The sequence below is a fragment of the Sphingomonas canaveralia genome, assembly GCF_047238125.1.
Lineage (GTDB): Bacteria > Pseudomonadota > Alphaproteobacteria > Sphingomonadales > Sphingomonadaceae > JBDFMH01.
This window is the reverse complement of the sequence record NZ_JBDFMH010000001.1, coordinates 2,505,103-2,517,705: the sequence shown is the minus strand read 5'-3', so window position 1 is coordinate 2,517,705 and position 12,603 is coordinate 2,505,103. Positions and strand designations below refer to the sequence as shown.

Annotated in this window: 11 protein-coding genes; 6 read left to right on the top strand and 5 right to left on the bottom strand. The window is 69.8% G+C overall.

Annotated features, from left to right (window positions below; genetic code table 11):
- Positions 1-4: 4 nt before the first annotated feature.
- Entirely contained in the window at positions 5-1,099 is a 1,095-nt protein-coding gene (gene recF, locus ABC347_RS12560) for a DNA replication/repair protein RecF (RefSeq protein WP_413246060.1), read from the bottom strand.
- 45 nt (positions 1,100-1,144) lie between these two features.
- Here recF and ABC347_RS12555 point away from each other — a divergent pair, with 45 nt between their 5' ends.
- Positions 1,145-1,864 (top strand): hypothetical protein, encoded by a 720-nt coding sequence (locus ABC347_RS12555; protein WP_413246059.1) that lies wholly within the window; start codon positions 1,145-1,147, stop codon positions 1,862-1,864.
- Between the two features lie 105 nt (positions 1,865-1,969).
- Here the strand turns inward: ABC347_RS12555 and ABC347_RS12550 are convergent, their stop codons facing one another.
- Positions 1,970-2,524 carry a TlpA family protein disulfide reductase gene (locus ABC347_RS12550; RefSeq protein ID WP_413246058.1) on the bottom strand — a complete coding sequence of 185 codons (555 nt, stop codon included), beginning with the start codon at positions 2,522-2,524 and terminating at the stop codon, positions 1,970-1,972.
- A gap of 16 nt (positions 2,525-2,540) precedes the next feature.
- On the opposite strand from ABC347_RS12550, the gene argH reads away from it, so the two are divergent.
- From argH to ABC347_RS12525, 5 genes are read left to right on the top strand one after another with little or no spacing between them, the layout of a single operon-like run.
- On the top strand, positions 2,541-3,917 hold the full coding sequence (gene argH / locus ABC347_RS12545; RefSeq protein WP_413247057.1) for an argininosuccinate lyase: 1,377 nt from the start codon (positions 2,541-2,543) through the stop codon (positions 3,915-3,917).
- Positions 3,914-4,159 carry a hypothetical protein gene (locus tag ABC347_RS12540; RefSeq protein ID WP_413246057.1) on the top strand — a complete coding sequence of 82 codons (246 nt, stop codon included), beginning with the start codon at positions 3,914-3,916 and terminating at the stop codon, positions 4,157-4,159. The genes argH and ABC347_RS12540 overlap by 4 nt, the downstream gene beginning before the upstream one ends.
- A 9-nt stretch (positions 4,160-4,168) precedes the next feature.
- Complete coding sequence (lysA, locus tag ABC347_RS12535) at positions 4,169-5,452, top strand: diaminopimelate decarboxylase (RefSeq protein ID WP_413246056.1); 1,284 nt, start codon at positions 4,169-4,171, stop codon at positions 5,450-5,452.
- Positions 5,452-6,318: a UTP--glucose-1-phosphate uridylyltransferase GalU gene (gene galU / locus ABC347_RS12530; RefSeq protein WP_413246055.1), complete on the top strand. Its 867-nt coding sequence runs from the start codon at positions 5,452-5,454 to the stop codon at positions 6,316-6,318. Before lysA ends, galU begins: the two co-directional genes overlap by 1 nt.
- 27 nt (positions 6,319-6,345) lie before the next feature.
- On the top strand, positions 6,346-7,113 hold the full coding sequence (locus tag ABC347_RS12525) for a precorrin-2 dehydrogenase/sirohydrochlorin ferrochelatase family protein (protein WP_413246054.1): 768 nt from the start codon (positions 6,346-6,348) through the stop codon (positions 7,111-7,113).
- Here the strand turns inward: ABC347_RS12525 and ABC347_RS12520 are convergent.
- The 3 genes from ABC347_RS12520 to ppc are packed head-to-tail and all read right to left on the bottom strand — an operon-like array spanning position 7,110 to position 12,523.
- Positions 7,110-8,303 carry a pyridoxal-dependent decarboxylase, exosortase A system-associated gene (locus ABC347_RS12520; RefSeq protein WP_413246053.1) on the bottom strand — a complete coding sequence of 398 codons (1,194 nt, stop codon included), beginning with the start codon at positions 8,301-8,303 and terminating at the stop codon, positions 7,110-7,112. The two genes, ABC347_RS12525 and ABC347_RS12520, sit on opposite strands and share 4 nt — an antisense overlap.
- The gene (locus ABC347_RS12515) at positions 8,300-9,802 is read right to left on the bottom strand and encodes an acyl-CoA ligase (AMP-forming), exosortase A system-associated (protein ID WP_413246052.1); all 1,503 of its coding nucleotides are present in this window, start codon (positions 9,800-9,802) and stop codon (positions 8,300-8,302) included. The genes ABC347_RS12520 and ABC347_RS12515 overlap by 4 nt, the downstream gene beginning before the upstream one ends.
- Positions 9,803-9,847: 45 nt before the next feature.
- A complete protein-coding gene (ppc, locus tag ABC347_RS12510; protein WP_413246051.1) occupies positions 9,848-12,523 on the bottom strand; it encodes a phosphoenolpyruvate carboxylase in 2,676 nt (891 codons plus the stop codon).
- Positions 12,524-12,603 lie beyond the last annotated feature (80 nt).

Here is a 12,603-nt window from a genome sequence, read left to right as displayed (position 1 = left end):
TCGCCTAGAGGCCGGGTGGCGGTGGTTCAAGCAGGATCCGCCCGTCCGCCACGCCGTAGCGCGTCGCCGCGCCGCCGACCCCGGCGAACAGCGCGGGTTCGGTGCCGGTCAGCCAGGCTTGTCCGCCGGCCGCTTCCAGCCGCGCGAACAGCGCCGCGCGCCGCCCGGGATCGAGATGCGCGGCAACCTCGTCCAGCAGCAGCACGGGCCGGTCACCGCGGCGCTCTGCCACCAGATCGGCCTGTGCAAGGATGATCGCCAGCAGTAGCGCCTTCTGCTCGCCGGTCGAGCAGCGGGCGGCGGGCTGGCCCTTGGCGCGGTGGATGACGGCCAGATCGGCGCGGTGCGGGCCGGCCAGCGTGCGCCCCGCCGCCGCATCGCGCCCGCGCCCGGCACGGAATGCCGCCCGGAGCGCGCCCTCGTCACGCAGGCCGTCGTCGGCAATGGCAAGGCCGGCGCGCGCGAAGGGGCCGGCGGGCTGATCCGCCAGCCGCCGGTCGAGTTCCGCCAACGTCTGCGCGCGCGCCGCCGCCAGCGCCGCGCCATGTTCGGCCATGCCGGCTTCCAGCGCCGCCAGCCAGCCCGCATCGGCCCCGTCCGGTTCCGCCAGCAACCGATTGCGCGCGCGCATCGCCGCTTCGTAGCGCGCGGCATGGCGGGCATGATCGGGGGCCCAGGCCAGCGTCAGCCTATCCAGGAAGCGCCGCCTGCCGCCCGCGCCTTCCACGAACAGCCGGTCCATCGCCGGCGTAAGCCACAGCATCGCGATCCGTTCACCGAGGGCCGCGGCGGTGGCGCCCGCGCCGTTGATGCGCACCTGCCGCCGCTCGGGCGCGGTGGGCAGCGTGCCGGTGCCGATCTCCGCGCCGTCGGCCAGCCGTGCCGCCACCGCGAACCCGCCGGGGCCATCGTCACGCGCGATTTCCGACAGCGCGGCCTGGCGCAGCCCACGGCCGGGGGCGAGCAGCGAGACGGCTTCCAGGATATTGGTCTTGCCTGCGCCATTCTCGCCGGTCAGCACCACCAGTCCCGGCCCCGGCTCGATCAACGCCTGGCGGTAGGACCGGAAATCGGTGAGCGCGAGGCGGGCGATGGCCATGCCAAGCTCCTAGCGGCGACGCGGCGGCTCGGATAGGCTGGCGCGATGCGCATCCTCACTGCTTTGCTCGCCGCGATCGCCCTCGCCCTGCCCGCCGTCGCCCCGGCCGCGATCCGCGCCACCTATGGCAGCACGGAGCCGGGCCGGACGCTGGTCGTCGAAGTCGCCGACAATGGCGAGGCGCGGATCGGTGAGGCGGGGGCGCCCGATTACGGCATCCTGCGCGACGGTCATTTCCACATCGTTGGCCGCGCCGGGGATGGCGTGACGGTGGCACGGATCGAGGATGTCGCCGCGGCGATCGACAGGGTGATGGCGCCGATCTTCGGCACCCTGCTCGACAATGCGCGCGACGGCAGGCCGGCCACGGTCACGCTGCGATCGCAGCGCCGCGGCACGCGTACGGTCGGTGGCCGCACCGGGCAGGTGATCGCGGTCTATGGCCTCAACAGCGACCTGCCTGGGGTGGAGACCGAATTCGTGTTCAGCGACGATCCCGCACTCAAGCCGCTGGGTCGCGCGCTGGAAGGCTTCATGAATGCCGCGATGCTGCCCGCCGCGCCGGTGATCGGCAAGGCCGCGGCCGAGACGATCGACCAGACTCGCGCGCTGTTCGCGTTCGGCACGCCGCTGGTGGCGGGCAAGGGCTTGGTCCTGCAATCGATCGAGACGGTCGATCTGCCCGCCGCGCGGTTCGAGCTGCCGTCGCGGCCGGCGAGCGTCGATCAGCTGGTGGCCGCAATGAAGGCGGCGCCCGCACCATAATATCGCGATGCCGTCATCCTGACGAACGTCAGGATCCAGGGCGGTGAAGGCAGCATATGCGGCCCTAGATGCTGACCGTCAGGATGACGGGGCGTCCGAAACCGTTCAGCCGCCTTCGAACAGCGTCTTTGCGCGCGCGCCTTCCCAGTCCATCGACCCCAGCACGCGCCACTGTTCCTTGCCGGATGCGTCATAATAGACGGTGGTCGGCAGCGTCTCGGTGCCGAGCGCTTCCATCAGCAGATTCTGCTTGTCGAGATAGGGCTGCAGGCTCGCGAAGTTCGCTTTCTGGAAGAACGGGGTCACCGCGCGCCGCCCCGCCAGATCCTGGCTGACGACGATCACCGCCATCCGGTCCTTCTCGCGCGTGGCCAGCCGGTCGAGCGTCGGCATCTCGGCGATACAGGGCGCGCACCAGGTGGCCCACAGGTTGACCAGCACCGGCTTGCCGCGGAACGCCGCCAGCGTGGCGGGCCCGTCGTCCGGCCCCAGAAACGGCATCGCCGGGATCGGCGTGCCGCGCTTCGTGATGTCGACACGGCCCATTTCCTGCGGCGGGCCGGGCGTGGCGGTGGCCGGCTCGGCTTGCGGCTGTTCGGGCTTTTGCCTATCGCACGCGCCGAGTGAGAGCATGAGGGCAAGCAGGGTGACGGCGCGCAAGGACGGCTCCAATATGATGTGGGGCGGCCGTTTCGCCGAAGGGCCCGCCGCGGTGATGCGCGAGATTAACGCATCCATCCCGTTCGACAAGCGGATGTGGCGACAGGATATCGCCGGATCGAAGGCGCATGTGGCGATGCTGGGTGCGCAGGGCATCGTTTCCGCCAGAGACGCGCAGGCGATCGCGGACGGGCTGGACCGCGTGGCAGAGGGCTATGCCGCCGGCGACGTGCCGTCCGATCTCGCGCTCGAAGACATCCACATGGCGACCGAGGCGCGGCTGGCCGAGCTCATCGGCCCGGTTGCCGGGCGGCTCCATACCGCGCGCTCGCGCAACGATCAGGTGGCGACCGATTTCCGGTTGTGGGTGCGCGATGCGATCGATGCGGTCGACGCCGGGCTCGCCGCCTTCCAGCGCGCGCTGGTCACGCGGGCGGAGGAACATGCCGCCAGCGTGATGCCGGGCTTCACCCATCTCCAGGTCGCGCAGCCGGTCACGCTCGGCCACCATCTGATGGCCTATTACGAGATGATCCGCCGCGATCGATCGCGCTTCGCCGATGCGCGCGCGCGGCTCAACGAATGCCCGCTCGGATCGGCCGCGCTGGCCGGTACCGGCTTCCCGATCGATCGCGAGGCGACTGCCGCCGCGCTCGGTTTCGATCGGCCGACTGCCAACTCGCTCGATTCGGTCAGCGATCGCGACTTCGCGCTCGATTATCTGATGGCGGCCACCCAGTGCGCGCTGCACATGTCGCGGCTGGCAGAAGAGGTGATCCTGTGGGCCAGCCAGCCCTTTGGCTTCGTCAGCCTGTCCGATGCCTGGTCGACCGGAAGCTCGATCATGCCGCAGAAGCGCAACCCCGATGCGGCGGAACTTGTGCGCGGCCATTCCGGCCGGATCGCGGGTTGCATGACCGCGCTCGTGATGACGATGAAGGGCCTGCCGCTGGCCTATTCGAAGGACATGCAGGACGACAAGCCGCCGCTGTTCGAGGCGCACGACCTGCTGGCGCTGTCGATCGCGGCGATGACGGGCATGGTCGAGACGCTGGCCTTCCGCACCGATCGGTTGCGCGCCGCGGCCGAGGCCGGCTTCTCGACCGCGACCGACCTGGCCGACTGGCTGGTGCGCGAGGCGGGCATCCCGTTCCGCGAGGCGCATCACGCCACCGGCGCCGCGGTGCGCGCGGCCGAGCAGCGCGGGATCGCGCTGGATCAGCTGCCGCTGGATGCGCTGCAGGCGATCGACGCGCGGATCGACGACCGCGTCTATGCGGCGCTATCGGTCGATGCATCGGTCGCCAGCCGGGCCAGCCACGGCGGCACCGCGCCCGATCAGGTGCGCCAACGGATCGCGGAGGCGCGGACGGCCTTGGAGACCAATCGATGAAGCGCAGCCTCTTCCTGATCATCCTGGCGGTCGGCGCGGCCGGCTGCGGCCGGCGCGATGCGCTGCGCCCCGCCGCGGGCGAGACGCTGCCGCGCAAGCCGGCGCTGGCAGCCACCCAGCCGACCGTCGACCAGCTGCTCACCCCCGAGCCATTGGCCCGGCCCGAGCGATCAGAGGAACTGTTGCGCCGATCCGAACAGCGCGAGGACGACCGGTTCGACCTGCCGCCCCCCGGCCGTTGAGCCCACGGAATGGATCATTTCCAATTTCGTGATGGCGTGATGCATGCGGAGGACGTGGCCCTGCCGCTGATCGCCGAAGCCGTCGGCACGCCGGTCTATGTCTATTCGACTGCCACGATCGAGCGGCATGTGCGCGTGTTCCGCGATGCGCTGGCCGGGCTGGAGCAGGATGGCAAGGCGCCGCTGATCGCTTTCGCGGTTAAGGCCAATCCCAATCGCGCGGTGCTGGCGACGCTGGCGCGGGCGGGGCTGGGGGCCGACGTGGTTTCCGGCGGTGAGCTGATGCGCGCGCGCACGGCGGGCGTGCCGGCCGACAAGATCGTGTTCTCGGGGGTCGGCAAGACCGCCGATGAAATGGCGCTCGCCCTGGATGAGGGCATATACCAGTTCAATCTGGAATCAGAGCCCGAAGCGGAGATGCTGTCCGCCGTCGCGGCCGCGCGCGGCGTGACTGCCAGTGTCGCCTATCGCATCAATCCCGATGTCGATGCCGGCACCCATGCCAAGATCTCGACCGGCAAGGCCGACAACAAGTTCGGCATCCCCTATAGCTCGGCGGTCGATGCCTATGCGCGGCTGCGCGATCTGCCGGGCCTCGATCCGGTTGGTGTGGCCGTCCATATCGGCAGCCAGCTGACCGATCTGGCGCCGCTGGCATCCGCCTTCGCGCGGATCGGTGCGCTGATCGCGGAGCTGCGCGCTGCCGGCCATGTCATCAGCCGCGCCGATCTCGGCGGTGGGCTGGGCGTGCCTTACGATCCCGCGCTGCCCGCGCCGCCAACGCCGGCCGATTATGGCGCGATGGTGGCGCAGGCCACCGCCGGCTGGGATGTGCGGCTGATGTTCGAGCCCGGCCGAGTGATCGTGGGCAATGCCGGCATCCTGCTGGCCGAAGTGGTGCGCGTGAAGCCGGGGGCGGGCAGCCCGTTCGTGATCGTGGATGCCGCGATGAACGATCTGCTGCGCCCGAGCCTCTACGATGCCTGGCACGATATCCGCGGGGTGACGCCGAGCGGCGCGCGCACCACCGCGCATGTCGTCGGCCCGGTCTGCGAAAGCGGCGATACCTTCGCCAGCGACCGCGAGATGGACGACGTGGCCGCGGGCGATCTCGTCGCCTTCATGACGGCGGGCGCCTATGCCGCGACTATGGCAAGCACTTACAATAGCCGTCCGTTGACGCCGGAAGTGCTTGTCTCTGCTAACAGATGGGCGGTGGTTCGCCAGAGGCAGCCGATCGCGGCGCTGATCGCCGCCGATGCAATTCCCGATTGGTTCGAGGAGCGTGAGTGATGAAGCCCGTTCGCAAGGCCGTGTTCCCCGTCGCGGGGCTCGGCACGCGTTTCCTGCCCGCCACCAAGGCGATGCCCAAGGAGATGCTGACGATCGTCGATCGCCCGCTGATCCAATATGCGGTGGAAGAGGCGCTGGACGCCGGCATCGAACAGCTGATCTTCGTCACCGGCCGCGGCAAGCATGCGCTGGAGGATCATTTCGATTTCGCGTTCGAGCTGGAATCGACGATGAATTCGCGCGGCAAATCGACCGATTCGCTACACGGCACCCGCCATGCGCCGGGCACCATCGCCTATGTGCGCCAGCAGGAACCGATGGGCCTGGGCCATGCCGTCTGGTGCGCGCGCCACATCGTGGGGGACGAGCCGTTCGCGGTGCTGCTGCCCGATGATCTGATGCTGGCGCAAGCCGGCGGGCCAGGCTGCCTGCGCCAGATGATCGACGCCTATCAGCGGGTCGGCGGCAACATCGTCTGCGCGCAGCAGGTGGCACCCGACCAGACCGACAAATATGGCATCGTCACGCCTGGTGCGGCCGATGGCACGCTGACCGAGGTCAAAGGCATGGTCGAAAAGCCCAAGCCCGATGTCGCGCCGTCGACGCTGGCGATCGTCGGCCGCTACATCCTGCAGCCCGAAGTGATGCGCCAGCTGGAACTGCACGAGAAGGGCGCCGGCGGCGAGATCCAGCTGACCGACGCGATGGCGCACATGATCGGCGGCCAGCCGTTCCACGCGGTCACCTTCGGTGGTGAGCGGCATGATTGCGGCGACAAGCTGGGGTTCGTGAAGGCCAACATGGCCGTCGCGCTGGCGCGGCCCGACATCGGCCCGGCGCTGCGCGATTTCGTGGCCGGGCGCTGACATGACCCGGCAGGCGATGCGCTGACCGTGCAAAGCCTGCCCATCTTCCTGCGGCTGTCCGGCCGGCCCGTGATCCTACTGGGGGACGGCGACAGCGCGGCCGCCAAGCGCCGGCTGATCGAGCGGGCAGGCGGCATCATCGTGGGGGAGGATGCCGACGCCGCGCTCGCCATCGTCGCGATCGAGGATGAGGGCGAGGCTGCCGCCGCGGTCGCCCGGCTGAAGGCGCGCGGCATCCTGATCAACGCGGTCGATCGTCCCGCCTGGTGCGATTTCACGCTGCCGGCGATCGTCGATCGCGCGCCCGTGCTGATCGCGATCGGCACCGGCGGCGCATCGGCCGGGCTGGCCAAGGCGCTGCGCCAACGGCTCGAGAGCTTGTTGCCGGCGACGCTCGGCGGGCTGGCAGACGGGCTCCACGCTGCCCGCGCCGCGATCCGCGCGCGCTGGCCGGATGCCGCCGATCGTCGCCGCGCGATCGATGCCGCGCTCGATCCCGGCGGCACGCTCGATCCGCTGCGCGAGACCGATGCCGGCGCGATCGATCGCTGGCTGCGAGGCGACGCGGCGTCGTCGCGCGGAGGGCTCGCCACCATCCTGCTGCGATCCGGCGATCCCGACGATCTGACGCTGCGTCAGGCGCGGCTGCTGGCGGGTTGCGATATCGTCTATCACCGCGCCGACGTGCCCGCCGCCATCCTCGATCGCGCGCGCGCCGATGCGGTGCGGATCGCTTGCGATGCGCCGCGCGGCGGCGCTGGCGTCGCGGTCGATATCGATTGGGAGGATCGCTAGACCAGCGCCTGTCCGGGATCGGGATGGCCGAGGAAGGCGCGCGGGGAGGCGGTGTAGCCATAGGCGCCGGATTGGAAGATCGCGATCAGATCGCCTTCCTGCGCCATCGCCAGTTCGGCACGGTCGGCCAGCAGATCCAGCGGCGTGCACAGCGGCCCGACGATGCTGGCGATCTCGCGCCGCGCTTCCGCACCGTTCACCGCGACCGGATAGTTTCGCCGGATCTTCTGCCCAAAATTGCCCGATGCGGCGAGATGCTGGTGCATGCCGCCATCGACGACGAGAAAGGTCTGGCCATGGCTGACCTTGCGATCACGCACGCGGGCGACATACAGCCCCGCCTCGCCCACAAGCCAGCGGCCAAGCTCGATCACCAGCGCCGTGCCGGGCAGATCCCGCGCGGCGCGGATGGCGAGCGCCTCGAGGTTGGCCAGCACCGGCTCCAGATCGAGCGGCGCTTCGTGCGGGGCATAGGGGATGCCGAAGCCGCCGCCGATATTGATGTGTCGCGGCCGCACCCCCGCCGCGTTCGCCCAGCGCAGCGCCGCCTCGTAGGTCGCGGTCTGCGCTTCGATGATCGCGTCGGCCCTCAGCGACTGCGATCCGGCGTAGATATGGAAGCCCTCGAACCTAAGTCCGGCATCCGAGATCGCGGAGTACATCTCGGGCAGCAGCGCTTCGTCGATGCCGAACGGCTTGGCGCCGCCTGCCATCCGCATGCCCGATGCCTTCAACTCGAAATCGGGGTTCACGCGGATCGCGACTGCCGCACCGGTGCCGGCCAGCAGCCGCGCCTCGCGTAGCGATTCCAGGTTGATCACGATGCCGGCGGCGGCGGCGCGCGCCAGTTCCTCCGCCGACTTGCCGGGCCCAGCGAAGCTAATCCGATCCGGGGCCATCCCTGCCGCCAGCGCAATCTCGAGCTCGCCGCCCGATGCGACATCGAACCCGTCGACCCAGCCCGCCATCGCGGTGACGAGCGGGGGATAGGGGTTCGCCTTGATCGCATAATGCAGCTGCACGCCGTCCGGCAGCAGCGCCCGCAGCCCCTCAGCACGCACCTGCAGCCGGGCGCGATCATAGAGGTAGCAGGGCGTGCCGCCGGCGAGGGCGACCGCATCTTCCAGCGGCAGGCCGCCTACCAGCAGGTTGCCGGCGGCATCGCGCGGCCAGCGGTCCGCGATGCTCATGCCGGCTCCGCTGCTTCCGCCACCGCGCGGCGATCGATCTTGCCGTTGGGGTTGCGCGCCAGCGGATCGGCGCTCACCCGCACCGCCGCCGGCATCATGAAGCCGGGCAGCAGCGGCTTCAGCGCGGCGAGGATGGCATCGGCATCCCGATCCGACCGCACCGCCAGCATCACCCGCTGGCCAAGCGCCTCGTCCGCCACGCCCCAGGCGGCCGCTTCGGTGGCGAGCCCGGTCGCATATGCGGCCTCCTCGATCTCGACCGGGCTGATCCGGTAGCCGGAGGATTTGATCATCTCGTCGGCGCGCCCCTCGAACCAGACATAGCCGTCCGCATCCATCCGCGCGCGATCGCCCGAGAACACCACTGTCTCGGGCAGCGTGACCCCGCCCGCGGGATGCCGCAGCGCGCGGAAGCGCGCCGCCGTCTCTCCCGGCCGGTTCCAGTAGCCGAGCGCGACCGTCGATCCGCGGTGGACGAGCTCGCCCGGCTCACCCGGTTCGCAGCGGCTGCCGTCGGGGCGCATTATGATGATCTCTTGCCCCGGGATCGCGCGACCGACCGAGCCGGGCTTCGCGGCCAGTTCGGCCGGCGGCAGCCAGGTCGATCGGAACGCTTCGGTGAGGCCGTACATCAGGATCGGATCGGCGTTCGGCATCTTCGCACGCAACCGATCGATCAGCGCAGCCGGCATCCGCCCCCCCGTCGTCGCCCAGAAGCGCAGCGTATCCGCCGCGCCCGCCGGCCAGTCGACCGCGGCGATCTGCGCGAAGAAGGGCGGCACCCCGGTCAGCGCGGTGACCCTCTCCTTCGCCAGCATCCGCACCGCCTCAGCCGGCGTGAGATAGTCGAGCAGCACCGCGCAGGCGCCGGCGTGAAAGGCCGTCGTCAGCTGCGAGAAGCCAGCATCGAAGGCGAGCGGCATCGCGGCCAGGATGCGGTCGTCCGCGGTCAACCGCTGATAGTCCGCCACCGCCGCCGCCCCGGTCACCAGCGATCGATGCGGCAGCACCACGCCCTTGGGCAGGCCGGTGCTGCCTGATGTGTAGAAGATCGCCGCCATGTCCTCGGCGGTCTGTTCGGGCATGGCGCGGCCGGGCACGAGGAACGGATCCCATGCGGCGGGATCGGTCGTCAGCGTGCGCAGCCCGGCGGGCAGATCGAGCTGTGCCAGCCGCTCGGGCGTCGTCAGCAGCAGCGCCACGCCGCAATCGTCGAGAATGTGGCGCACCTGATTGGGCTTCAGCACCGGATTGATCGGCACGAACGCGCGCCCCGCCTTGGCCGTACCGAAGGCGGCGGCGACATGCGCGACCGATTTGGGCGCCCAGATTGCGATCCGGTCGCCGCGCGCGGTGATGTCAATCAGCCCGCCCGCGAACCCATCGACCTGCGCGGCGAGCGTCGCGTAAGCGGTGGCAACGCCCCGGTGGACGAGCGCGGTCGCGTCCGGGGTGCGAGCGGCGGTCTCGTCGATCAGATGATGGAGCAGGTAGCGCACCGCAGGCTTATAGCGCGACCTGCTCCCCGCCTTGCAAGGGAGGCCTCACCCGCTGTTCCTGAGCGCCGTCGCCACTGCGTTGATCGACAGCTGGATGCCCTCGCGCACGCGCGGATCGTCCTCGCCGGCGCGGTGGCGCTTCAGCAGTTCGATCTGCAGCAGGTTCAGCGGCTCGATATAGGGCAGCCGCAACCGGATCGAGGCTTCCAGCGCGGGGCTCTTTTCCAGCAGGCGGGTCTGGCGGGTGATCGACAGCAAGCAATCATGCGTCTGCGCCCAGCCGTCGCGGATACGCGGGAAGATCGCATCGGCCAGCGCCTTGTCCTCGACCAGCGTGGCATAGCGCGCGGCGATCCCCATGTCGGATTTGGCGAGCACCATTTCGAGGTTGGCCAGCGTCGCGCGCAGGAACGGCCAGGCATCGACCATCTCGCGCAGCAGCGCCGGATCGTCGAACCCGGCCAGTGCCTGGCCCACGCCGTACCAGCCGGGCAGCATGACCCGCGCCTGCGCCCAGCTGAACACCCAGGGGATCGCGCGCAAATCCTCGATCCGGTCGCTTTTTGTGCGGCTGGCGGGTCGCGATCCGATCTTGAGGTCGGCGATCTCGGCGATCGGCGTCATCTGGCGGAAGAAGGTGCGGAAGCCTTCGGTGCCGTAGACCAGATCGCGATAGGCTGCGAAGGCGCTGGCCGAGATCCGATCCATCGCGCCGCCGAAGCGGGCCAGGTCGGCTCGGGCGACGCCGCCTTCCTCGATGCTGGCGAGCAGGGTGGCTGAAACCGTGGCTTCCAGATTGGCGATCGCACTGTCACGCGTGCCGAATTTGGCGGCAATCACCTCGCCCTGTTCGGTGATCCGGATGCGGCCCTGCACTGTGCCCGGCGGTTGCGCGCGGATCGCGGCGAAGCTGGATCCGCCGCCGCGCCCGACCGCGCCGCCGCGGCCGTGAAACAGCTGCATCGCCGCACCGGCATCGGCGAACACCGGCGCCAGCGCCAACGCGGCCTGGTGCAGGCTCCACACCGATGTCAGATAGCCGCCATCCTTGTTGCTGTCCGAATAGCCGACCATCACTTCCTGATGGCCGCGCGCGGCGGTGATCGCGGCGATCTCGGGCAGCGCGAACCAGTCGGTCATCACCTTCGGCGCATTTTCGAGGTCGCCGATCGTCTCGAACAAGGGCGCCACCATCACCGCCGCCAGCGGCGGATCGCCCGGCCGGTAGAGCCCGGCTTCCTTCAGCAGCAGGTTCACCTCCAGCATGTCGGACACGCTTTCGGCCTTCGAGATCAGATAGGTGGTGATGCACTGTGGGCCGTAGAGGTTGTGCGCGTCCGCCGCCGCGCGGACGATCGCCAGTTCGGATGCGGTCTCGTCCGAATAATCGGCATAGGGGATCGCTAGCATCCGGCCGCTCGCCAGTTCGCGCCGCAGCAGCGCGACGCGGGCGGATTCGTCCAGCGCGAGATAATCGGGCTCGACGCCAGCCACGTTCAGCAGTTCCGCCGCCACGCGCTCGTGCACGTCGGCATTCTGGCGCAGGTCAAGCGTGGCGAGATGGAAGCCGAACGTCTCGACCGACCGGATCAGCCGGCCCAGCGCCCCGCCCGACGCCACCAGCCCGCCGGCTCCTGCCGCCAGCGCATGCGCGAGTTCGACCAGATCGTGGCGGAAGGCGGCGGGATCGGCATAGGGCTCCGCCTCGATCCGCGCGGGCCGCGGCGGCGCGCGCCCGACGATGCGGGCATAGCTTGCCGCCAGCCGCGCATAGATGCCCGTCACCGCGCGGCGATAGGGCTCGTCGCGACGCGCGGTCGAATCGTCATGGCTGTGCTCGGCCAGCGTCTCGACCGCGGCGGAGGTTTCCGCCAGCTCGGTCGAGATCGACAGTTCCGCCCCCAGCAGATGCAGCTTGTCGAGATAATGCTCGATCACCGCGGCCGAGGACCGCGCCAGCGCCAGCCGCAGCGAGTCGGCATTGACGTTGGGATTGCCGTCGCGATCGCCGCCGATCCAGCTGCCCGCCTTCAGGAAGCTTTTCGGGCGGTGGCCCAGCGCGCGTTCCCAGCGCGCGTAAAGCGCAGGCAGTACCGGCAGGAAGATGTCGCGCAGATAGGCGAGCGCGGTATCCGCCTCGTCCGCCACGTAGAGTCGTTCGCGGCGCAGCGGCCGCGTCTGCCACAAGAGGGAAATCTGGCGCAGGATCGCCTGCTCGACGAGATCGCCTTGCGGTGTCTCCGCCGCGCCAGCATCGCGCAGCAGCATCAGCTCGGCGATGCGATTGCGATGGTCGATCATCGACTTGCGACGCACTTCGGTCGGGTGCGCGGTCAGCACCGGCACGATCAGCGCATGGTCGAGCAGATCGAGCACGCGTTGGCGGTCGACGCCTTCCTCCTTCAGCGTGGCCAGCGCGGAAGCAAGATCGGCGCCCGGCTCGGCGGCGATGCCCTGCCGGTCTTCGGCCAGGTTGGCGAGCATCGAGAACAGCATGAAGCCGCGCACGAACGCCAGCGTGTCGTCCAGCGTCAGCGCATCCAGCCCGGGATCGATCGCATCGGCCTGCACGATGCCGCGATGCCGATCGACCGAGGTGGAGCGGATATATTCGATCCGGCGGAACAGCGCATCGCCACCATGCGCGCGGATGACATCGCCGAGCAGCTTGCCCAGAAAGCGGATATCGGGGTTCTGCGCGATCGAGGGCGGTTTGCTCATGACGTCATGCTGCGCCGCAGCGCCCGAGAGATCAACCGCCCATCTGGCACCGCGGCCTCCCGCACCCTATCTGCGGGGCC